The 22,569-nt window shown below is 56.5% G+C and carries 23 protein-coding genes; 6 read left to right on the top strand and 17 right to left on the bottom strand.

Going from position 1 to position 22,569, the window contains the following annotated elements; all coding sequences use genetic code 11:
• Positions 1–17 precede the first annotated feature (17 nt).
• From AC3WS7_RS07135 to AC3WS7_RS07070, 14 genes are all read right to left on the bottom strand, one after another.
• Positions 18–1,334 carry a hypothetical protein gene (locus AC3WS7_RS07135; protein ID WP_492655865.1) on the bottom strand — a complete coding sequence of 439 codons (1,317 nt, stop codon included), beginning with the start codon at positions 1,332–1,334 and terminating at the stop codon, positions 18–20.
• 2 nt (positions 1,335–1,336) lie between these two features.
• Positions 1,337–2,146, bottom strand: a complete 810-nt coding sequence (locus AC3WS7_RS07130) for a class I SAM-dependent methyltransferase (protein ID WP_492655864.1) — start codon at positions 2,144–2,146, stop codon at positions 1,337–1,339.
• Positions 2,147–2,172: 26 nt separating this feature from the next.
• Positions 2,173–3,000: an SDR family oxidoreductase gene (locus tag AC3WS7_RS07125; protein WP_492655863.1), complete on the bottom strand. Its 828-nt coding sequence runs from the start codon at positions 2,998–3,000 to the stop codon at positions 2,173–2,175.
• 1 nt (position 3,001) lies between these two features.
• Complete coding sequence (locus tag AC3WS7_RS07120) at positions 3,002–3,730, bottom strand: acylneuraminate cytidylyltransferase family protein (protein WP_492655862.1); 729 nt, start codon at positions 3,728–3,730, stop codon at positions 3,002–3,004.
• Positions 3,731–3,737: 7 nt separating this feature from the next.
• The gene (locus AC3WS7_RS07115; protein ID WP_492655861.1) at positions 3,738–4,751 is read right to left on the bottom strand and encodes a Gfo/Idh/MocA family protein; all 1,014 of its coding nucleotides are present in this window, start codon (positions 4,749–4,751) and stop codon (positions 3,738–3,740) included.
• 4 nt (positions 4,752–4,755) lie between these two features.
• Entirely contained in the window at positions 4,756–5,826 is a 1,071-nt protein-coding gene (locus AC3WS7_RS07110) for a nucleotidyltransferase family protein (protein WP_492655860.1), read from the bottom strand.
• Positions 5,826–7,001, bottom strand: a complete 1,176-nt coding sequence (neuC, locus tag AC3WS7_RS07105; protein WP_492655859.1) for a UDP-N-acetylglucosamine 2-epimerase — start codon at positions 6,999–7,001, stop codon at positions 5,826–5,828. The genes AC3WS7_RS07110 and neuC overlap by 1 nt, the downstream gene beginning before the upstream one ends.
• The gene (gene neuB / locus AC3WS7_RS07100; protein WP_492655858.1) at positions 6,998–8,008 is read right to left on the bottom strand and encodes an N-acetylneuraminate synthase; all 1,011 of its coding nucleotides are present in this window, start codon (positions 8,006–8,008) and stop codon (positions 6,998–7,000) included. Before neuB ends, neuC begins: the two co-directional genes overlap by 4 nt.
• Positions 8,005–8,622 (bottom strand): acetyltransferase, encoded by a 618-nt coding sequence (locus AC3WS7_RS07095; RefSeq protein WP_492655857.1) that lies wholly within the window; start codon positions 8,620–8,622, stop codon positions 8,005–8,007. Before AC3WS7_RS07095 ends, neuB begins: the two co-directional genes overlap by 4 nt.
• Complete coding sequence (locus tag AC3WS7_RS07090; RefSeq protein WP_492655856.1) at positions 8,619–9,803, bottom strand: LegC family aminotransferase; 1,185 nt, start codon at positions 9,801–9,803, stop codon at positions 8,619–8,621. The genes AC3WS7_RS07095 and AC3WS7_RS07090 overlap by 4 nt, the downstream gene beginning before the upstream one ends.
• The gene (locus tag AC3WS7_RS07085) at positions 9,800–10,795 is read right to left on the bottom strand and encodes an NAD-dependent 4,6-dehydratase LegB (protein ID WP_492655855.1); all 996 of its coding nucleotides are present in this window, start codon (positions 10,793–10,795) and stop codon (positions 9,800–9,802) included. Before AC3WS7_RS07085 ends, AC3WS7_RS07090 begins: the two co-directional genes overlap by 4 nt.
• An 83-nt stretch (positions 10,796–10,878) precedes the next feature.
• Positions 10,879–12,573 (bottom strand): ABC transporter ATP-binding protein, encoded by a 1,695-nt coding sequence (locus AC3WS7_RS07080; RefSeq protein WP_492655854.1) that lies wholly within the window; start codon positions 12,571–12,573, stop codon positions 10,879–10,881.
• Positions 12,574–12,729: 156 nt separating this feature from the next.
• Positions 12,730–12,996 (bottom strand): GDP-mannose 4,6-dehydratase, encoded by a 267-nt coding sequence (locus AC3WS7_RS07075; protein WP_492655853.1) that lies wholly within the window; start codon positions 12,994–12,996, stop codon positions 12,730–12,732.
• A 43-nt stretch (positions 12,997–13,039) separates the two neighbouring features.
• On the bottom strand, positions 13,040–15,040 hold the full coding sequence (locus tag AC3WS7_RS07070) for an SDR family oxidoreductase (protein WP_492655852.1): 2,001 nt from the start codon (positions 15,038–15,040) through the stop codon (positions 13,040–13,042).
• Between the two features lie 165 nt (positions 15,041–15,205).
• On the opposite strand from AC3WS7_RS07070, the gene AC3WS7_RS07065 reads away from it, so the two are divergent.
• The 4 genes from AC3WS7_RS07065 (at position 15,206) to AC3WS7_RS07050 (ending at position 18,640) form a co-directional block, all read left to right on the top strand.
• Entirely contained in the window at positions 15,206–15,829 is a 624-nt protein-coding gene (locus AC3WS7_RS07065; protein WP_492655851.1) for a phasin family protein, read from the top strand.
• 114 nt (positions 15,830–15,943) lie between these two features.
• Positions 15,944–17,194, top strand: coding sequence for a patatin-like phospholipase family protein (locus AC3WS7_RS07060; protein WP_492655850.1), 1,251 nt, complete (start codon positions 15,944–15,946; stop codon positions 17,192–17,194).
• Positions 17,195–17,203: 9 nt separating this feature from the next.
• Complete coding sequence (locus AC3WS7_RS07055; protein ID WP_492655849.1) at positions 17,204–17,860, top strand: TetR/AcrR family transcriptional regulator; 657 nt, start codon at positions 17,204–17,206, stop codon at positions 17,858–17,860.
• A 6-nt stretch (positions 17,861–17,866) separates the two neighbouring features.
• A complete protein-coding gene (locus AC3WS7_RS07050; RefSeq protein ID WP_492655848.1) occupies positions 17,867–18,640 on the top strand; it encodes a hypothetical protein in 774 nt (257 codons plus the stop codon).
• 13 nt (positions 18,641–18,653) lie between these two features.
• On the opposite strand, the gene AC3WS7_RS07045 is transcribed toward AC3WS7_RS07050, so the two are convergent.
• A complete protein-coding gene (locus AC3WS7_RS07045; protein ID WP_363708658.1) occupies positions 18,654–20,261 on the bottom strand; it encodes a wax ester/triacylglycerol synthase family O-acyltransferase in 1,608 nt (535 codons plus the stop codon).
• Between the two features lie 95 nt (positions 20,262–20,356).
• Here AC3WS7_RS07045 and AC3WS7_RS07040 point away from each other — a divergent pair, with 95 nt between their 5' ends.
• The gene (locus AC3WS7_RS07040) at positions 20,357–20,611 is read left to right on the top strand and encodes an acyl-CoA-binding protein (RefSeq protein ID WP_296467697.1); all 255 of its coding nucleotides are present in this window, start codon (positions 20,357–20,359) and stop codon (positions 20,609–20,611) included.
• Between the two features lie 58 nt (positions 20,612–20,669).
• On the opposite strand, the gene AC3WS7_RS07035 is transcribed toward AC3WS7_RS07040, so the two are convergent.
• On the bottom strand, positions 20,670–20,996 hold the full coding sequence (locus tag AC3WS7_RS07035; RefSeq protein WP_492655847.1) for a polyhydroxyalkanoic acid system family protein: 327 nt from the start codon (positions 20,994–20,996) through the stop codon (positions 20,670–20,672).
• A gap of 75 nt (positions 20,997–21,071) precedes the next feature.
• On the opposite strand from AC3WS7_RS07035, the gene AC3WS7_RS07030 reads away from it, so the two are divergent.
• Positions 21,072–21,404, top strand: a complete 333-nt coding sequence (locus AC3WS7_RS07030) for a DUF1840 domain-containing protein (RefSeq protein ID WP_296467701.1) — start codon at positions 21,072–21,074, stop codon at positions 21,402–21,404.
• A 50-nt stretch (positions 21,405–21,454) separates the two neighbouring features.
• Here AC3WS7_RS07030 and AC3WS7_RS07025 read toward each other — a convergent pair whose 3' ends face one another.
• Positions 21,455–22,426 (bottom strand): tripartite tricarboxylate transporter substrate-binding protein, encoded by a 972-nt coding sequence (locus AC3WS7_RS07025; protein WP_492655846.1) that lies wholly within the window; start codon positions 22,424–22,426, stop codon positions 21,455–21,457.
• Positions 22,427–22,569: the final 143 nt, after the last annotated feature.

Genomic DNA, 22,569 nt, shown 5'->3' with positions numbered 1-22,569 from the left:
CGGAAGCTGGCGCAACCTCATGTCATCGACTGAACGGCGACTGAGTAGCCTCCGTGCGCGCCCGCAGAACCAACACCGAGCTCTAGGACCTGCTCAAGCGGGATCGTCTGATCATCGAGGATGTATGACCACTTTTGACGTGGTGCTATGACATCCAGGTTGTCGTGGAAATAGCGCCCCTCTCTAGTCTTAATGGCAAGAAAAGGCTGCGGCCCGAACACTTCACCCTTCGATACCTCCACAATAAGGCGATTGGATTCGAGCCTCATCCTCAACTCGAGCTCGGGCTTTTGTTCGAAGCCAAGCAGTGCAACTGCAGCTGCCTCAGCACCCGCATATTTGATCTGCACCTCTGGATAGTCTGCCCTTGCTGTTTTCAAGAGCGCCCTCACGACGTCAACATCAGGGCGCATATCCCTGTAGTCATGATCGGCAAATGCCAAAATCGCAGCACCACGTGCATCCGCCTCAGAAAATGCCTCGCGTACATGACGCTCGGTCAGGGCGCGGAATCGGGTCCCTACATTCAGGCAGCGAAAAATACGGCGCCGACAAAGTCCCTCATGCTGGTAGTCGTCATGATGTGGTTGGTAGCCGCGCCAACTCGTGGATGCGCGCTCCCAGTCGCCAAAACGGCCAAAAGAAAGATCGGGCTGGTTAACGACTCCGGCCCCTGATTGATTGGCATAGTCAAACGGCAGCCACTGCTCGAGGAAGGCATGTGAATCAGGACGCTCCGCATGAAAGCCCGGGCGGTTTACCACTGGGAACCAACCCTCGTCGAGCACACGGCGGCAAAGAATCTGTGTCAATACATCAAAGCTGTTAACGTAGCTAGTTGCGGCATGCAACGGGTTACGCACAAGCGAAAGCGGATGAAAGTGCCAGTTGATTTCATCGACCTCGCTTGCAGACTCGCGCAGTTTTTCCTTGTAATGGCTGAAGATATTGCCGTAACCAAAGTCTTTGCGACGTGGATTCTCCGACAATCCGACATGATCCATGCAGTGCCAAGAGTAAACCCAGCCGCCGCCAAAGTCATCCGGCTGCTGCAGACGATACTCCGCTGAAAGGAGCTCGGACAGCATTGCATCAATATCACCCCAACTGCGGTTGTATTTCAGTAGTTCCGGTGAAAAGCATTTGGCTACCGCCTCCTCTTGCCCACCAAGATCGATCTGACGATTCTGAATGCGTTGGAGATTTTCCCGAGTGTGCTCAAGCTCGATACTGAAAATCGATTTCAGTCGTTCAAATGTTGCACTGAGCGACTCATTGAGCGGGCCCTCAGTATCAATGCAATGAACGACATAAAGTATTTTTTTGTCAGCCACGCTCAATCAATCCCAATCGATTCAAAATATTCCTTGACGGAGGCATGGCCTGCACGCGATGCAAGCGTCTTTGCGGTCGCAGAAAACTTCCCGTCTAAAGTTGCACTAAGATCTTTTTGCACGCCACCGGGTGTCGATACTTTTTTTGCAACCATCAAGTATTCGTAACCTTCAATTACCGATCCACGCTCCCTCTCTCCAACATTCTGCCGCTTGTAATTCAGCAGCCCCATGTCCCCCCGGCGCGGGAAGGTGACCAACCCAGTCAGCTCGAACCCGAATGTTCCGATTTGGCGGCAGAGCAGCGCAAGATTGGTGAACTTGTTCGGAAAGCCCTTGAGAAAGGCATTTTTCTCGGCCTTGAACGCCAATACATCCTGCAGATCATAGTTATCTGCCTTGCATGTAATCAGAAAATGGCCGCCGTCTTTGAGAATACGGTTGATCTCGGACAGGCCATCAACATGGTCGACAACATCGAAAACGGCCCAGCAGAATACAAATTCGAAGAATCCGTCCGGATACCCAGTTGCCTCCGCGGTCCCTTGACGGATCTCTAGATAGGGCTGTGCCGAGGCTTTGCCGACCGCGTAACTATCGGGCTCGGCGCCGTAGACAGCGTCCGAGTAGCGGGTCAGCGCCGCACACATTCTCCCGGTACTGCAGCCCAAATCCAGGATACGGTCGCTGCGACTCAGACCCAATGGGGACAGAAAGTGATCTGCTTCATTCAGCCCGGCGATTACCGTGCCATCGACCGACTTCTGAACAGCAGATTCCCAATACTGGGTATAGCTCTTGTTAAATTCCATTTTTGCTTATATGAAAATATGCAGTGTCACCAGGCACTCAAGCCGCCATCCACCAGAATGTTCTGGCCTGTGACGTAGCTCGATGCATTCGAAAGTAAGTAGAGCAAAGCCCCTACCATTTCAGAGGCCGCGGCCATTCTGCCCATCGGGACACGCGCAGCGTAACGACGCTTGAACTCCTCGTTCTGGCCACTCTCAGTGCCTCCGGGGGTCAGCGTGTTAACACGAATGCCCTGACTCGCCCAGTAGGTTGCTAGATATTGGCTCAAACCTATCACCGCAGCCTTGGAGGCACTATAAACAGCCGGTGTATTAATCTGGCGGTCAAGGTAAAAAGATCCCTCGTAAATCCGCTGGTCAGGCGCCATCACGCCATAAATCGATGCGGTCTGGACAATACTGCCACCCGTTCCCTGCTCAATCATTTTCCGCCCTACCGCCTGGGCAACCAAGAACATTCCATCAATATTGACGGCCATGATTTTCCGCCACTCATTCAGGCTGTAGTTTTCGAAAGGAGCAAAGAACGCATCCAGATCGTCGGACTTGCTGGCGGCGTTGTTATGCAAAAGGTTGATTTGCCCAAACTCCTGACAAACAGCGTCAACCATCTCGCCAACGGAGGTCGGGCTTGCGACATCACAATGCACCCCAATCGCCCGAACCCCAAGATTCTGCTGAATATCGTTGGCTAGCATACGGGCCTTTTCCACATCGACGTCGACAACCGCAACGTTTGCGCCTGCGCTCGCGACACCGCGGCAAAAATGCTGCCCAAGAATGCCGGCGCCGCCAGTGATGATGGCAACTTTACCCGAAAGATCAAACGACGCCTGCGCCCCTGTCTTGCTCATACTACTTCTCCTTTCGGGCGCCACTAGCGGCACCCGCTGTACGCTCTGCGATCAGCATTTCGGCGATCCTGAAATCAAGCGGCGTATCAATATCAAGAGCACGCTCGACCGGCACATGCACGGCATGTACTCGGCCCTCAAACAGACCGACATGCTGAAGGACGAAATAGGTATTCAACACATAGGCCACGGTTGTCATGTCATAAACAACCGGCGCATCCTGACGACGGCTGATGCCCACTGCAGGATTTATCACAAGGTTAACGCGATCATCGGCTTGCCTGGTAACCATGTTGAAATACGGGCTGCGATGCGCATCAGAGACGGTGACAACGACATCCGCAATACCTTTCTCGTATTCATCCAGGCAGTTTTCAAGGTCGATTGGCAAGCGCAAAGGTGCAGTGGTTGGAATCGAAACCATGGTGTCGGGCAGGACTCCCTCCTGGTTGCGCAAGTACTCAAGTGCATGGCGCCATGCGAGCCACTCGGGGCTGTCATCTTGAGCGAGATGGGATGGCCGCATGAACGGCACCTCGGCGCCAAATGCGCGAGCAACATCTGCAATCTCGGGAGAGTCTGTAGAAACCACGACACGCTCTATTCGGCGCACTGCCAATGCCTGCTCTATCGACCAGGCAATTAGCGGCTTGCCGCCCAAGGGACGGATGTTCTTGCCCGGTACGCCCTTGGAGCCTCCGCGCGCAAAGATGAAGCCAACCGTACTCATGCTTGAATTATTCCTGAATGTCGCGTACCGAAACCTGAACGCCCGAAGCACCGGATGAATGATGTGCGGCCTCTATGATCTTGAGAATATGGAATCCGTCATGCACGGTCACCAAAGGCTGCTCCTGCCCCTCCATGCAAGCAACCATATGTTGCCACTCAGCCAGATAGCTTTGATTCCGCTCCGGCTCCTGCACAAATAGTGACTGCCAAGCACCCGCTCCAGCGGGGTAATGTTCGACACTACCGCTGATCGCGTTCCAGCGCAGACTACCCGTTTCACCAATAATGGTGCATTGGCGAGTCATGTCGTGCCGAATAAAATCAAGAGTGAGCACGACAATCAAAGGGCGGCTCTGCTCTCCAAAGCCCAAGGTCAGATGGGCAGTATCTTCGACATCAATGTCCAGATCGCTCTGCCTCGCAAGGGTTGCCCTGACCCATTGTGCCTCGCCAAAAAGCCAGCACAGATAATCCAGCTCATGGCTCAGCTCCAGCAACACTCCTCCGCCCAGTTCGCGCCGCGCTGAAACGCTTTTCCCATAATCGCTTCCTGGCCGCCAGTTCGGCAGATACTGTCCTATTTCGCAACGCACCGACAGGGCCCGGCCAATGAGGCCATCGTTATAGGATTGCCTGAATCGCTGCAAGGATGGCAAATAGCGCAAGTTATAGCCCAGCAGAAAAATCTGCTTGCACGTCTTGGCTTGCTTGACCAGTGGAGCGGCCGCACGCCAGGTATCAGCAAGCGGTTTTTCGATAAGCAGATGACAGCCAATGCTTGCCAGTGCCTGCGCCACTGCAGCATGAAAGGGCGCGGGGCTGGCAATAACGGCCAATTGCGGCGAGAAGGCAAGTGCCTCATCAAGCGTCGAGAAGCAGCCATTCGCATGCAGAGGAACATCATCGTGCACCACATGCCTGAGGATGCGGATATCAGCATCCGGGAATCGGTCGCGGGCCAGCCCGAGATGCCGCCGACCGATACTGCCAAGACCAACGATCAGAATTCGATCAATCAAGGTATCAAGCCTGCTCACGCTGCAACTTTTCACTCTGATCCCTGGCCAGCTTCAAATCCTCTGGCTTACCGACATCCAGCCAGGGTTCATGCATGGGATAGGCAACGGTACGCAAAGGTTTGGCCTGGAGGCGCTCAAACAGTGTCGGCATGTCGCAATGCTCACCGTGAATCAGAACGTCTAGGGCGCCTGGAGACAATGCGTACACCCCGGCATTGATGTGCGTACGAGCAATGGGCTTCTCCTCGAAGCCGACAATATCCACGCCATCGATTTGCACAACGCCAAACGGATGCTGCCACTCATGGACGCGTACGGCCATGGTCGCGGTGGCATCATGGCGGACATGAAAATCGAGGAGCTCGCCATAGCGAATATCGGTTATCACGTCACCATTAGTCACAACAAATGCGGCTTCAGGCCGCTGCGCAAACAGACTCAAAGCGCCTACCGTACCAAGAGATGTTTGCTCCCGCAGGTAGTTAATTTTGACGTCAAACCGGGCCCCGTCACCAAAATACTCTTCAATCATGTGGCCAAGATAGTTGATAGCCAGTACAAAGTGATTGAAGCCCTCCTGTTGGCTACGCTCTATGATGTGTTGGAGCATCGGCTTTCCAGCAACAAGCACCATGGGCTTGGGGCAATTTTCGGTATGCGGCATCAACCGCGTTCCCTTGCCGCCTGCCATGATAACCATCAGATTGTCACGCGGAGGCTGCGTGGTTATCTCATTCCAGAGATGCAGGCCCACTACACGCTGTTGCTCGTCCACTACCGGTATTTGCTGCAGCTGGTTGGAGCGCATCAACTGCAACACCATGTCGCGCCCGAACGATGGGGGAACCACAATCGCATTCCGGTGTGTGATGCTCTCAATCGCACTCCCCAGATCCAATCCCTTGAGTAGACCACGGCGAATATCGCCATCAGAGATGGTTCCCTCAAGAACACCTTGAGCATTGACTACAAGGGCGATCTTCATCGAAGAGTCGTTCAGGCAGCGAATGGCATCCTTAAATGTCGAATCCATTGGCAAGATGGCCTTTCGCCATACCTCGTCATTCGGCACCATCATGTATCTCCCCGCAGACAATCCGAAAGATCATAGAATTTCTTCTTGAGTATCCCGCTAATGGGGTAGGTTCGAAGAATTTGTACTATCTTTTCACTCGCACCCGCGGTGCCGTAAGGACTTACGGTATCAGCCAAAGACGCCTGAAATTTTTCCGAATACAAGCACTTAAATGCTTGATCAATCGATGCACAAGTCGGCTCGCAGTCAATCACGCTCGCTGCGCGCAAGCGGCCTAGTTGACGATCGCCGATATTGACAGTGCCTTTTTTAAAGCTCGGCGCCTCAGTCAGCCCGCTGGAAGAATTACCTACGACGGCATCAACCTGTGCCAACACCGACAGATAGCGGAGCTGGCCCAACGAAGTGTAGACCTGCGTATGGGACCTATTCTTCACATACGAAGCAACCATGTCGAACAAGACGCGACTGTCCGGATCGGCATTGGGCATAGTGAAGATGAAATGCGTATCTTCAAGCTTGTCGAGTGCTAGCAACAACTCACGCATCTGCCTGCCGGCACTACCGGGCTCCAGCGTCACCGGATGAAAGGTGACCAGCAGGTTACGGCGTCCGAGCTTGAAATCAAGCTCGGCTTCGAGCACGCCCCGATCAAGGAGCTTGACCTTACTCAAACCGTCAACGCCAAGCCCCCCAACCGTAAATACGCGCTGAGGATCTTCACCCAGCTGGATGACTCGTTTGCGATAGACTTCCGCAGCAACAAAATGGAGATGCGACATTTTGGTAATCGAGTGACGAATGGCCTCATCAAAAGCCCCTTCAGTAGTTTCTCCGCCATGAAGATGCGCAAGTGGAATATGCGCTACCAGGGCGGCAGATGCAGCCGAAAAAATTTCAAATCGATCGCCAAGTACGACCACCACATCGGGCTTTAGCTGCGCGTAAGCATCGGCAAATCCGATCATCCCCAAACCCATCGATTTGCTGACACCCACAGGGGTATCAGAGCTCAGCAGCATTTCCACCCGCCGATCGATATGAAAACCATCGCTCTCTATTTCGCCTGCCGTCATACCGAAATCCGGGCTCAAGTGCATGCCGGTGGCAATAATTTGCAACTGAAGGTCGCTTGCATTGCGGATGCCCTCCATGACAAACCGGAGCAAACCGTAGTCGGCACGCGTACCAGTAACGACACAGACTTTTTTCACAATATGATGAACTCATCAAGCGCAAAATCACGCGGCGCGATACGCCCCATCAACTCATCCCAGCGCATCGGGGACAAGCCTGTTCCGGGGCGTTTTGCCGCAAGGTTATCTTCGGTAAAAGCCTCGCCAGCACGAATAGCTCGCGCTGCAACGATGGACTTTCGCGCAATCGGTTTATTGTGCGACTCGCTAGCGCTCGGGCGCTTAACGCCATCACCCAATGCAAGCTCGATATTGCGGATTGCCTGAACCATAGACTTGAGCTCATCCGGCTCGAGGCTGGCGCGGTGATCAGGACCGGGCAAAGCACGATCGAGCGTAAAGTGTTTCTCGATGATGCAAGCACCCATGCTGACAGCAGCAATCGCCACCTCGATCCCAGCAGTGTGGTCGGAATAACCAACCTTAACGCCAAATGCAGCCTGAATGCTTTGCATGGCGCGCAGATTGACATCAACCATAGGCGTCGGATACTCAGTATTGCAATGCAAAACGACAATATCAGCGCGGGCAACGCCTGCTAACGTCAAGACCTCAATAGCCGCTTCTATTTCGCCCAGCGTCGCCATGCCGGTGGAAAGAATTGCGGGACGGCCTAAACCGCCTATGTGGCGCAGATATGGCAGATTAGTCAGCTCGCCCGATGGCACTTTGAGACGTTGAATGCCAAGTGAGGTCAGCATATCAACGCTGGCTATATCAAAGCCGGTTGAAAAGAACTCAATATTGAACTTGCGACAATGCTCAATCAGAATTTGATGCGCATCGTGGCTGAGTTCAAGCCGCTTGAGCATTGCATATTGCGACTCCTCTGCGGCATCTGCTTGGCGTTGATAGTTTGCTTTAACAGCATTAACGGTGGCTAGACGATCGGCAGAGAAGGTTTGGAACTTGACAATGTCAGCACCCGCATCCGCCGCAACTTCGATCAGGCGCTTCGCAAGCTCGATGTCGCCATTGTGATTTACGCCCGCTTCCGCGATGATCAATGTATTGCCGTTTCTCATGCCTGCCCCCGATGAACCGTACCGGCCAATACATCCGACAAGACAACCGAGCCGGCCTGGATAAGACTGTTGGCGCCAATGCGAACGCCCTCTCGTACTATGGCACCGCTACCGATAAAGCAGCCGCTTTCGACGTGCACATTTCCATTGAGCTTTACGCCAGTCGATATATGGCAATGCGCCTCGACCATACAGTCATGCTCAATCAATGCCTGACTATTGATAATACAGTTCTCGCCCACCGAGGCCGATGCATTGAGAATCGAGCCATGCATCACCACCGAGCCTGCTGCCACCAATGCATGTCGCGACACATGGGCATGAGAAGAAATCACACTGGGCAACTCTGCTCCCAAGGTTTTCAGGCGCTCGAATAAACGAATTCGGCTCTCCGCACTCTTGATTTGCCCTACTGTTATCAATGCAGCCGGGTATTTTTTCAGCAATTGCGGCAGGTCGTCGTCGTTACCCATTATCGGATAGGAAAGCACGGTCGCTCCTGCTTGAGCTTCCCGATCCACAACACCCACAACGACGTAATGCTGACCGGTCTCGATGACATCTATACACGACTTACAGTGCCCTCCGCCACCGATGAGCAATAAGGCCTTCATGCGATATCCGCGCTGCTGGGAATGTTGATCAAGCGCTGCTCCAGGGACTCGGTAATAGACAATGGTGCGCACGGACAATCACGATAAGGTGTTAATTGATGCAAGAGACGCCATGCCGGTCGGGTCATGTAACCGGCGTCATTAGTTGCGGTCAAAATCGAATCGCGCTGTCCTGCTGCTGCTGGATCAAGCAAAAGCGCTTGCAGCCAATAGTTGCTTTGCGTCTGCGCTGGTTCGCCCACCAACGTTACGCCAGTGATGCCAGAAAACACTTTCCGATATCTTGCATGAAGGCGGCGCTTGGAGGCCAAGAATTCCGGCATACGCTCCAACTGTGCACAGCCGAGCGCGGCATTAAGATTGGGCATGCGATAGTTGAAGCCAACTTCGTCATGCTCATATTCCCAGCGATGAGGCAATTTTGCCGTCGTTGTCAAATGCTTGGCTCGGCGTGCAAGGGCAGTATCGTTCGTCAAAATAGCCCCGCCGCCGCCGGTTGTAATAATCTTGTTGCCATTAAAGCTTAGCGTTCCGATTCGACCGATCGTGCCGGTATGCCGTTCGCCATACCAGCTACCCAATGACTCCGCCGCATCTTCAACCACAAGCAATCCGAAGTCGCTCGCAACCGCTTGCAGGGCATCCATGGCACACGGATGCCCAAAGGTATGCATGGGCAAAAGCGCGCGGATGACTTTCCCGGTTTCACGATTAATGCAAAGACCATCGTGTTGCTCCGTCGTCCGCCCCAACCAGTCACGCAGAGTATCAGGATCAATGCCCAAGGTCGTCTCATTGCTGTCAACGAAATGTGGTGTGGCATTGCAATAACGTACTGCATTTGCGGTTGCCACAAATGTCAGCGCTGGAACCAGAACCTCATCGCCAGGCCGAACGCCAGCAAGGAGCAAGGCCACGTGCAATGCAGCGGTACCATTGACCACGGCAACGGCATGTTTGGCGCCGGTGTAGGCCGCTAGGTCCGCCTCGAATCGGTCGACATAAGCACCGACAGAGGAAACAAAGGTGGAATCAAGACAATCACGGAGGTATTCCCATTCATTGCCATTAAAACGGGGCACATGCAGCGCAGCACGATCATCACCGCAAACGTTACGCAGTGCCGCAACGACCTGCTGCGGCAGGTTGTCTAGAATGAGTGAAGGCTTGTCGGTACTCATATGTTGTAAATATCGGCCTTGTATGCGCGCAAGTTTTCGGGACGGCAAAACCATTCCGCCGTTTCTACGAGGCCTCGCTTGAAACCGTCACGGCCAGCATAAGCCGGACTCCAATCGAACAACTGAAGGGCTTTGGTATTGTCGGCCCAAAGACGCTCGACCTCCGAATCAGCCGGACGCATACGATTCTGGTCAGTAACTATCTCTACCTCGACGTTCATGGCCTCCGCGATTAGCGCAGCAGTATCACCAATCGAGATTTCAAAATTACTGCCAAAATTCACGACTTCGCCCTGTCCTTGCTCTGAGTTCATCGCCGCCATGAAACCGCTGACTGTATCCTGGACATAGTTGAAGTCGCGCGTTGGTGACACTGCCCCCAATTTGATCTGGCGCTTCCCGTTTGCGATCTGCGTAATGATGGTTGGAATAACGGCGCGGGCAGATTGCCGTGGGCCATAGGTGTTGAAAGGACGCGCGATGACAACCGGCAAACCGAATGAGGCATAAAAGGAATAGGCCAATTGATCTGCCCCGATCTTGCTAGCCGAGTAAGGCGACTGCCCTTGCAAAGGGTGCGCTTCAGTAATCGGCACAAATCGCGCCGTGCCATATACCTCGCTGGTCGAAGTGTGAATCAGGCGCTTCACGTTAAGCTCGCGTGCCGCCTGCAGCACGTTCAGTGTGCCCTTGATATTGGTATCGATATAGGTATCAGGCGAGTGATAAGAGTAAGGAATGGCAATTAGTGCCGCAAGGTGCAGAACAATATCGCATCCCGCCATCGCTGTCTTGACGCCATGCGGATCACGAATGTCCCCAGAGAAGACTTCAAACTGCCCCTTGACATCTGAGGCACAGTGATCGAGCCAGCCCCATGAGCTAAAGGAGTTGTAAAGCGTGAAAGCGCGAACAGTGTGGCCCGCTAGCACTAGTGCCTCGGTCAAATGTGAGCCAATAAAACCATCAGCGCCAGTAATCAGTATCTTCATTTGTCAAACACCGGTGTCAATTAGTGGAGCAGTTCGAAAACCAAGCGCGGGCATTTTTCGTAAGAGACCGCTGAAACAAGCTCTCAGGACTGAACGAGCTCTCCATAAGTCCCTGTTTTTTCAATGCGCCCATCGATCAAGCGGACGATCAAAGAGCAGTTTTTCAATGTGGTGAGTCGATGCGCAATAATGAAAACGGTGAGGTGCTTGTCTAGCCCCTCAATTTCCTCCATCACCGCGGCCTCTGTTTCGTTGTCAAGCGCACTGGTCGCTTCATCGAGAACGATAACGTCAGCTTTTTTATACAAGGCCCGTGCAAGACCAATGCGCTGTCGCTGGCCACCCGAAAGGCGAACCCCGCGCTCTCCAACAGTAGTCTGATATTGCATTGGCATAGATTCGATCACTTCCGCCATGCGAGCCTGTCTGGCTGCATCGCGCACTGCCAGAGAGTCAATGTCAGGCGGAGCAACACCCAACGCAATGTTGGACTCGACAGTGCCATCCGAAAGAAAAATTGACTGTGGCACATGTGCCAGATGCACTTGCCAGGCTCGATGGTTTGTCGCCGTCACCGGCATTCCATCCACCTCAAGCACACCACTGCTTGGCTCAAGCAATGCCATCACGATATCGAGTAAGGTGCTTTTTCCGCTGCCTGTCGTTCCAATAAAACCAACACGCTGGCCCTTCTGGATCGTCAAATCGACACCATTGAGCACCCACTTGCCGCTCACATCGTAGCGAAAGCGAACATCGCGGAGAACAATCGAATGCTCGAAGGCGAGCGGGGAAACCGGCCCGTCTACATTGTCCGGTATCGGCTGCTCGAGAAAAACCAAGGTTTCCTGCAAGGAGGCCTTGCTGCCTTGAATAGAGGCCCACGCTCCATAGGCCTGTTGCATCACCGGCATTAAGCGCTGAGCGCTCATGGCCAACACACCCAAAATCGGCAATGCAGTTGCAAGGCCGTTTTCCCGAATAGCAAGGTTGTATGCCAGTACGGCAATCAACAACATCCCAAGCGCCTCCAGGACAAACCGGGGACTTTGCCCAAAAAAGCGAAGGCGCGCCTGCGCATGACAAAGCGCGGTGTTAGCGTCCTGATACACACGGCAATAGGTATCTTGCGAGCCATCAATCAGAATATCGCGGATAGCGCCCAACCCTTCCTGTAACACGCGAATGAGCTTTACGCCCTCTGTCGCGATCACTTGACTATCACGCAATAAGCGTCTGCGTGTCACCCCTATCACCAGCGCATAGATGCAGCCAAATCCGGCGAGAGCGGCGAGAGCAATCGTTCGGTCAAAATAAAACAGTCCCAAAACAATAATGCTCAGCATGAATGCCGAGCTGAGAATGATCAGTACCGGCTGAATGACCTCTGAGGTTACGCTCGGTGCTTTTACCGAGATGCCGTGAATTACTTCGCTGCTATTCCGCGCCACATGGATGCTATATGGCTGATAAAGGGTTTTCCGGTAAATATTGAACCCCAGATCGATTCCGATGCCATAAGACAGTCGCATCGTTGCCCACAACAACAGCAAGCGACTAGCTCCCGCCGCTAGAGCAGCAATGACGAAAACTACCGTCATCGGAAGCAATAGATCTATTGCTTCCCGGATTCCAAACATAGCGACAAGGCTTTGGGCAGCCGGATGCCCATATACATACTCAGGTGAAGTCAGCACCCCAAGGAATGGCAAGACTGCACCAATACTGAAAACTTCAAGGATGGAAACGACCAACATCAAGGCCAGCAGTAACAGCAATTGGGATCGACGTCGTGGACTGATGTAAACCCAAAGCCGGCTTAGCAATTGGGGCAGAGAGGTGGCTGCCGCTGACTTACTCATGGCAATCGATTGCCCTGTAGCAGGACAATTTGATGACTTTATCTAGCTGCGCGGCCGTGAGGTCTGCACGAATCATTTCTGCGACCAACTCGTTGAAACAACGCATGTAGCTGGGACGCTTTTCCTTGCTGAGGACGTCGATACTAAATTGAACAGCATCCAAGAAAAAGACATGCGCCACCACTCAACCAAACTATGGTTGACACGCGCAATGTTGAAAGCGCCGGAACGGTACTTGATACCATGCACCTCATACTCTTTCTCCAGCAAAAACTCCGCTAGATGAGCGCCATCTTGGCCCGAAACACCGACAATAAAGGCAACGTTGGAAGTAGTCATAAGCGAACGCGTAGCTCGCTATTATCACCTCCCATTAAAAGAATCAAAAATGAATTCCCCGCATCATCTGCTGCATCGCAATCGCCTCCGCCGACAACTTCGGCTTCTCCCCGGGCTTGCCTCCCTTGGCAGCCGATGAATCCGGAAACATGCGGAAGCTGGTGTTCATGGCGATCTGGGCGATGCGCGGCACCAGGGCGTGCAGCACCTGGCCGGTGATACCCAAGCGGGTGGCGATGCGAACGGGCTTGCTGATGCAGGCGTCAGCCACCATGTCGGCGGCTTGCTCGGGGGACAGCGTGGGCACGTTGTTGTAGATGCCCGTGGGCGCGATCATGGGCGTGCGCACCAGCGGCATGTTGATCGTGGTGAAGCTGATGCCCTGATCGGCAAATTCGCTGGAGGCGCAGCGAGTCCAGGCGTCCAGTGCGGCCTTGGAAGCCACATAGGCACTGAAGCGCGGGGCATTGGTCAGCACGCCGATGGAGCTGATGTTGACCACATGGCCTTTCTTTTTGGCCACCATACCGGGCAGCAAGCCCATGGTCACACGCAGACAACCAAAGTAATTGAGCTGCATGGTGCGCTCGTAATCATGAAAACGGTCGTAGCTGGACTCGATGGCGCGGCGGATGGAGCGGCCGGCGTTGTTGATCAGGAAGTCCACACCGCCATGATTCTCAATCAATAGCTGCACAAACCGGTCGCAATCGGCCATGTCAGCGATATCCGCCGGGTACGCCACAAAGCTGTAGCCCTTGGCCTTGGCTTCTTTGCAGGCCTCCTCCAACTTGTCGACGTCGCGGCCGCAAATGATCGTGGTGGCACCTGCCTCGGCAAACTTGTGTGCAGCCGCCAAGCCAATGCCGGATGATCCGCCGGTAATCAGCACCACCTTACCGCCCACCGTACCGCGCAGGCTGCGATCGATGTGCAGATCTGGGTCGAGGTGACGCTCCCAATAGTCCCACAGGCGCCACGCGTAATCCTTGAGGTTGGGGCACGCCACCCCGCTGCCCTTGAGCATGGCCTGGGTGTCGCGGCAATCAAAACGCGTGGGGTAGTTCACAAACGTGAGCATGTCTTCAGGCAGACTCAGGTCTTTCATGATGGCATTGCGCACACGGCGTACAGGCGCCAGTGCCATCAGGCTCTTGGTCACGCTGCGCGGAATGAAGCCCAGCAAGGCCGCATTCACAAACACATTCATCTTGGGGGCATGGGCCGCTTTGCTGAAGATATCCAGCACATCACCCACGCGGTAGCCCACCGGGTCCACCAGGTGGTAGCACTTCTTGGCAATTCCGGCCTTGTGGCTGATGGTGTCCAGCGCATCGACCACAAAATCCACCGGCACGATGTTGATGCGTCCGCCCTCCAGGCCAATCGCAGGCATCCACGGCGGGAGCAACTGGCGCATGCGCTGGATCAGCTTGAAAAAGTAGTAAGGACCGTCGATCTTGTCCATCTCACCGGTCTGGCTGTCGCCCACCACCATGGCGGGGCGATACACCGACCAGGGCACTTTGCAGTCTTTGCGCACGATTTTTTCGCTCTCGTGCTTGGTCATGAAATAGGGGTGGTCGTAGTTCTCGGCCTCTTCAAACATGTCTTCGCGGAAGACACCCTCGTACAAGCCCGCGGCAGCAATCGACGACACATGGTGAAAATGCCCGGCATCGATCGCCTTGGCAAAGTCAATGGTGTTGCGCGTGCCTTCGATGTTGACGGCGATCTGGCTTTCCTCGTCAGCACCCAGGTCATACACCGCGGCCAGGTGGTAGAAATGGTCGACGCTGCCTTTCAGTGCCTTGACCGCATCGGTCGCCACACCCAGCTTCTTGCTGGTCAGGTCCCCAAAAACCGGCACCGCGCGTGCAGCACCTTTGGCATCTTTCAGCCCCCAAAACTCGTGCAGCCCAGCGACCTTGTCCTGACTCTCCTTGCGAATCAAAAAGTGCACCACAGCGCCCTTGCGCTCCAGCAGTTTTTTTACAAGACGCTTGCCAATAAAGCCGGTGGCTCCGGTCACAAAGTACTGCATACATGCTCCAAAGAATCAAACCATTCTGACCGACTTTACAAGCCGCCTTGTTCATCGTAAACCCGCAAAAACACACCGTTAGTAGGGCACACCTACACAGCCGGGACTTCTGCGCTTAGAGTCCCGGCTAAAGTTATCCACTCGCCACCACCATCAGGAGCCACCATGGTCAAAAAATTGCAAAAAAACAAACCCCAAGCCAAAACAGCCGGCATCCATCTCTCCGGCTCAGTCAAAGACTCTGCCCAGCAGATCTGGCAAGCCGGCTTGGGGGCCTTCACCCGCGCACAAGCAGAAGGCAGCAAGGCCTTTGAATCCCTGGTCAAGGAAGGCGTAAGCATCCAGCGCAAAACCCAGGCGGCTGCCGAAGAAAAGATTTCGGAGGCCACCTCCAAAATGTCCACCATGGCCACCGACATTTCCACCAAGGCCTCCGGCCAGTGGGACAAGCTGGAAAACATCTTTGAAGAACGCGTGGCCAAGGCCCTGAACAAGCTGGGCGTCCCCTCTGCCAAAGACGTAGCCGCCCTGATTGCCCGCATTGACGAACTGAACAAGGCCGTGCAAAAGCTGTCCCCCAAGGCGCCCGTTGCCGCCAAAGCCCCCGCGGCCCAACCCGCCAAGAAACCAGCGGCCAAAAAGGCGGCCCCCGCTGCCGCCAAAAAGGCTGTGAAGGCCACAACCAAGAAAGCAGCCACCCCTACCAAAAAGGCAGCGAGCAAACGCGCAGCGCCCGTCGCCAAGCCGGTAGCGCCCAGCGCCGCAGACGCACCGGCCACACAGGCTTGATGTGCCGCGTTGACCGCGCAAACACCAGGGCGCTTCGGCGCCCTTTTTTGTGCGCGACAAACACTGCTGCAACGCAACAAAAACTGAGCGCACTCGCATCTACACTTTCAGACCATGACCGTTGAAAAAAACACCTCCCCCAAGATAGCGCTGGCATTGGCAGGGGGCGGTCCTTTGGGGGCGATTTACGAGGTTGGTGCCATGTGTGCGCTGGAGGAATCGCTGCAAGGCCTGGACTTCACCCGGCTGCATCACTACATCGGCGTCTCGGCAGGCGGCTTTATTGCCGCCGCTTTGGCCAATGGCATGACACCGCGGTCCATGTGCGCCTCCTTCATCGAAAACGACAGCACACCATCGGAAACCTTTGACCCCTCCTGGCTCATGGAGCCAGCCTACGGTGAATTTGCCCGCCGCGGCATCATGCTGCCGGGTTTGGCACTGCAAGTGGCCTGGCAAGTGCTCAGTGGCCGCAGCAGCCTGTTGCGCAGCCTGGAGCGCTTGGGCCCGGGCTTGCCCACCGGGGTGTTCTCCAATGCGCAGGTGAACACCCAGCTGGCACGCCTGTTCAGCCAAGAGGGCCGCACCAACGACTTTCGCCAACTCAAGACCCAGCTCACGCTGGTGGCCACCAATCTGGACAGTGGTGAGGCCGCCCCGTTCGGGCGTCCGGGCTTTGACCACATCCCCATCTCCCAGGCCGTGCAGGCCAGCTCGGCCCTGCCGGGGCTATTTCCCCCAGTCGAAATTGACGACCAGTACTACGTGGACGGCGCACTCAAGAAAACCATGCACGCCTCGGTCGCATTGGAGGAAGGGGTAGACCTGATGATCTGCCTCAACCCCTTGGTGCCTTTTGATGCCACGGCCCCTCAGGTGGACAAAGTGATGCGACGCGGACTCCCGCCCGAGAAGCGCAAGATTCCGCGCATCGTGGATGGCGGCCTGCCTGCAGTCCTGAGCCAGACCTTCCGCTCCATGATCCATTCCCGCATGGAGCTGGGCATGAAGCACTACGAGCACGCCTATCCCCATACCGACATCATCTGGATCGAACCCGACCACCGCGATCCGGAGCTGTATTTGGCCAACACCTTCAGTTATGCCCAGCGCCGCCATCTGGCAGAACATGCCTACCAACAGACGCGCCAGATGCTGCGCTCGCGCAAGACGGGGCTGTCGGCCAAGTTGGCGCGCCACGGCATCAGTCTCAATCACCAGGCGCTCGATGACCCCAAACGCCACCTGTGCCAACCCCAAAAGGCCCCCACCGAGTTGGGCCGTGCCATTGCCACCCTGCAGGAGCTGATGGACGACCTGGGCCACCTGGTCACCGCTCCCACAGCCGCCAAAGCTCTGCACTGAAGGCACACCATGGTCAAAAAAGCCCCACGCCGCACCGCGGAACGGATTCTGGAAGTCACGCTGGAACTGTTCAACCGTTTTGGCGAACCGAATGTCTCCACCACACTGATTTCGGCCGAACTCGGCATCAGCCCCGGCAATCTGTACTACCACTATCCGGCCAAGGACGAGCTGATCAACTCGCTGTTTGACCGTTACGAACGCTCACTCAACGAAGTGTTGAACGCCAGCGACAACGTGCGCGATGTGGAGGACGCCTGGTTTTACATGCACACGCTATTCGAGCTGATCTGGCAGTACCGGTTTTTGTACCGGGACCTCAACGACCTTCTGAGCAAGAACCGCAGACTGGAGACCCACTTCCAGAGCGTGCTCAAAAACAAGACCCGCTCCATCCGCGCCCTGCTGGAAAGCATGGCCCGCTCGGGCGCCTTGCGCATGGACGCCCGCGAAATGGAACCCACCGCCACCAGCATGGTGGTGGTGCTCACCTATTGGCTGAGCTTTGAGTACGTGCGCGACCCACGCAACGCGCTGGAACCCGCCAGCGCCCAGGCTGCACTCATGCGCGGCGCCCACCACGTACTCAACCTGCTGGTGCCCTACCTGGAAACCCAGCAGCGCACCCACCTGCTCGCCCTGGCAGGGGCTTACACCAGCCCCTGACGCACGATGAGCAGCTGGAGCGCCTTCCCCCACCCCGAGCAGTATCCGTTCGATGCCGCGGAGGTGTGCGCCCAGTGGGCGGTGCTGCACCGCGGCGACCAGGAGCCCCTGCCCAGCGACCCACACCTGCTGAACGCGTGGGTGCTTTACCACCGGGGCGAATTCCAGGCCGCGGCGGCGGCGGGCGACGCACTGGGCGTCGCCGGCGCCATCGTTGCCAACAAGGCCCGGCTTATCTACGCCGACTATCTGGAGCCTCGCGAAAAAGCACGCCTGGACCTGTTCATGGAGGTGGCCAAGCGCTGCGAAGCGCTGTCCCAGCAAGCGCCCGACTGCGCAAACGCCCACTACCTGCATGGCTACGCGCTGGGGCGCTACAGCCAGGGCGTGAGCGTCGCCAAAGCCCTGGCCAAGGGCATGGGTGCCAAAGTCAAGGCGGCGTTCGAGACCACACTGGCCTTGCAGCCCGAGCACGCAGACGCCTACATTGCACTGGCCGCCTTCCATGCCGAGGTGATTGACAAAGTGGGCGCCCTGATCGGACAACTCACCTATGGCGCCAAACGCGAGACCGCCATGAAGCTGTTTGCCGAAGGCATGGCAAGGATTCCCCAGGCCGCCATCGCGCTCACCGAATACGGCAAGGCACTGCTAATGCTGGACGGCGACGCACGCATGGCAGAGGCGCAGCGCCTGTATGAAGAAGCCGCCAGCGTGCGCCCCATGGACGCCATGGAACACCTAGGCGTGGACCGCGTGCTGGCCGAGCTCAGCGCCTGAGTCGCGGCGGGGCTCAGTCGCCCCAAGGCAGCATCAGGGTGAGCATGGAGAGCTTGGCAAACTCGGGCTCAAACTGGTCAATGATTTTCTGCGGGTCCGGGCACAACTTGGCATCGGATACCACGCCAAACTGCACCCCCCCTCCGTAGCTCAGGATGGACACACCCAGCCCCACCGAGCCGCTCTGGGGCACCCAGAACAGCGTTTCTTCAATGGTTGACCCACAAATCTTGAGCTTCTCGCGCGGCCCCGGCACATTGGTCATCACGGCCGTGGTTTTTTTGGAGAACAGGTTGAGCAAGGCGTCTTGTGCGGGTTTGATCAGCAAGCCCGCCACCGCCAGCAAGCCAAAGGCCAGCAGCGGCTGCATGCTGCCCTTGAGCCCGCGCATACGGGTGCGCACCTCGTACACGCGCTCCACCGGGTTGTCCACCCCAATCGGCAGCACCAGCGGCGCCAGGCCGAATTGGTTACCCAGCTTGTAGGCCTGCTCCATGGGGCGCAGGTTCACCGGCACCATGGCGCGAATCTCCTTGCCCGTTACCACTTCGCCCTGCTCTTTCAGGTACTCGCCAATCGCGCCCGCCACGCAGCTCAGCAGCACATCGTTGATGGAGCAGTTCAGCGCCTTGCCAACCGCCTTCACCTCCTCCAGCGGAATCGGCGGGCACCAGGCCACGCGCTTGCGGTTGCCGGGCAGGCCTTTCAGGCGGGTAGGTGAGTCATCCGGCATCAGTGCCAATGACGCCAGGTCACTGACCACCTGGTAGGCCATCTTGGCGGCATCCACCGAGTTGTGCATGCCCTGCTCCATGCCTTTTTGCGGCTCCATCAGCAAACCCATGGACCGGGCAGCCCCCTCACCCGCCGCGCCCAGCGCCTTCACGGTCATGCTGGTAAAGGGCTTGAGCAAGGCATTGGCAATCCATTCCTCTGCCCCCTCCAACCCATCGGCGCGGGCTTCACGCGGTGTGCGCTGGGGTGGCGGAGCACCACCATCCACCAGCGACTGGGTGACCGAGATCAGCGCAATGCCATCGGCAATGCAGTGGTGAATGCGCACCATCATGGCCGAGCCACCCTTGTAATCCTCCACCAAGTGGATTTGCCACAGCGGGTGCCGCTTGTCCAGCGGCTCCATGGTCAACTGGGCCAAGCGGTCTTGCAGGGCCTCCTGCTCGCGGCCCGCAGGCTTTTTGGCCAGGGTTTCAGTGACCAGGTGGTTGCCGATGTTGAAGGCCGGGTCTTTCACCCAGGTGGCACCGGCCGCGTCTTCCACAGCGCACTGCACAAAGCGCGGGTACTTGAGCAAGCGCTCTTCAATGCGCAGCTGCAGATCGGCCAGTTTGAGCTTGGGGTGGATCACCCACACGCCCACAATCATCATCAGGTTCGCGGCCGAATCCATGCGCAGCCAGGCGGTGTCGACCTTGCTCATGCGTTCGCCATGCAAACCCAGGGAACCCACCACCGCATCGGTCACATTTTTCTGCACCACCCGTGCGGCCTTCTGGGCCTGGCGGGTCGCCTTCTTGGCCACCGGACCAACGGGGGCAACGGTGGCGGCAACACGGCGTTTGGCCTTCTGGGCAACATCTTGGGCAAGAACTCGGGTGACCATGGAATCTCCGCGCTAAACAGGGGTTGGGGGTGCGCGCCTATTCTGCAGTGAAAACGCCCCTTAAGATACGCGGGTAACCATCAATGGAGAACACCATGGCCGACCTGAAAGCCGCTTTTGAAGCCGCCGTAGCAAATTCCAAAAACCTGAGCGAGCGCCCCGACAACGGCACGCTGCTCAAGATCTATGCGCTCTACAAACAAGCCACCGCCGGGGACAACACCGAGAAGAAACCCGGCTTTGCCGACATGGTGGGTCGTGCCAAATGGGACGCATGGAGTGGCTTCAAGGGCATCAGCGGCGATGACGCCATGCAGCAGTACATCGACCTGATCGAATCTTTGGGCTAAATCAGGCTCCAACGCCTGCAGATGCTGCGCAAGCAGCTATCAAAAAAGTAGCGTCATGCTACTTTTTTTTCGCCACCACTTTGGACTTGGTCGCCTTGGGCGCCAGCAACTGATCCAGGTTCTTGACAATCTCGGCCTCGATCTTGTCCTTGAAGGCCCCCAGCAAGAACCCCAGCTTGGCATCCAGTTCAAACTGATCCTTGGTCACCCGCAGGGTGCCGTTCACGCCCGAGCGCTTGAAACTCACCTCATCCTCCGTCTTGCCTTCGGCGTACACACACGCCATGTCAAATTCCTGCTCCACCTGCTCGGCCCATTCAAAGGCGATCTTGCGAGCACCGGCCAAGCCCAGGGTGTGTTCGCGAAGAATGTGAAGGTCTGCCACGGTGCTGCTCCTCGGTGAATTGCATTTGGGGTAAAAGGGTGGGCACATTGCACCACAAAACCGGAGTCCATCGCCATGCTCTACAAGTTCAAATCCAAGGTCGCCAGCGACGTCATCATGCTCGAACCCAATGGCCGTCAGATCCTGCAAATCTGGGGCAAGTTCGAGGAAGGCGCCCCCGCCAAAGGCATCCTCCTGCCCGAGGACATGCCAGCCGCCCAAGCCGCCCTGGAGGCCGCCATTGCCGAAGAAGACGCCCAGCGTGCGCAAGCCGCCCTGAACGCGAAGGCCAACGGCGAGGAGGACAGCACGCCCGCAGGCATTGCGCTGCGCCAGCGCGCCACGCCGATTCTGGACATGCTGCGTCGTAGCCTGCAGGCCCAAAAAGAAATCGTCTGGGGCACCTAGGCACCACCAGACGATTGGCTCAGCCCCTGGGGGGCAAGAAAAACGCAGGCTTAGTCAGCGTACACGCCAGCGGCCTTGATCACAGGGCTCCACTTGGCGATTTCGGCAGCCACAAACTTCTTGTGCTCTGCGGGCTCCACGCGCTTGTCGGTCACCACCACGGCACCCAAAGCCTCCTGTTTCTTGATGAAGTCAGGATCCTTCAACGCGGTCTTCAAGGCTGCATTCAACTTTGCCAGCACGTCGGCCGGCGTACCTTTGGGGGCATAAATGCCATGCCAGATGGTGACTTCAAAACCCTTCAGACCCGATTCTTGCAAGGTAGGCAGGCTCTTGAGTGCGGGCGTGGTCAGGGGCTTGGAAGTAGTCACTGCATAGGCAATGACCTTCTTGCCTTCGATTTGCTGTGTGGTGTTGGTGGTCTGGTCACACATCAGGTCGATTTGGCCGCCCATCAAGTCGGTCATGGCCGGAGCCGTGCCCTTGTAGGGAACCGTGGTCATGTCGGTGGCCACTGCGTTCTGGAACAACAGGCCGCACAGGTGCGAGGCGGAACCAATACCGGCATTGCCCAAGTTGATCTTGCCCTTGTTCTGCGCAATCCAGCCGCTCAGGTCTTTGTAGTTCTGGGCGGGCAATGTGGGGCGTCCGATCAGGGTCATGGGCACGTCATTGATCATGCCCACGTACTCGAAGTCCGACTCGACCTTGAACGGCATGTTGCGCAGCAACGATGGCATGGTGCCCATGGCGATGTGGTTCACCAGCAGGGTGTAACCATCAGGCGCAGCCTTGGCCACCTTGTTGGAGCCAATGGAGCTACCGGCACCCGCTACGTTGTCAATGATGATGCTCACGCCACCCAGGGGCTTGCGCATGGCTTCGGCCAGGTCACGGGCCACACGGTCCGTGGGTCCGCCTGCAGCGAAGGGCACCACGATGGAAATCGGTTTGGAAGGGTAGCTTTGTGCGTGGGCACCAATGGCCGCTAGAGCAGCCGCAACGATGAGCAGTTTTTTCATGGGTCAGTCTCCTGGTTAATGTGTGCAGTCTAGCCTGCCCCGGCACGCGCTGTCATGCGAAAAGCACCTGGCGATCAGGGGTCTTGGGCTGCGAAATCCTATATCAGCCGCGCCAAGGTTATCGATGCCCGCACACCTTGGTA

It is taken from the genome of Rhodoferax sp. EU05-FHT12H12 (assembly GCF_058791215.1).
Note: the sequence above shows the minus strand (reverse complement) of the source record. Positions and strands in the feature narration are given on the sequence as shown.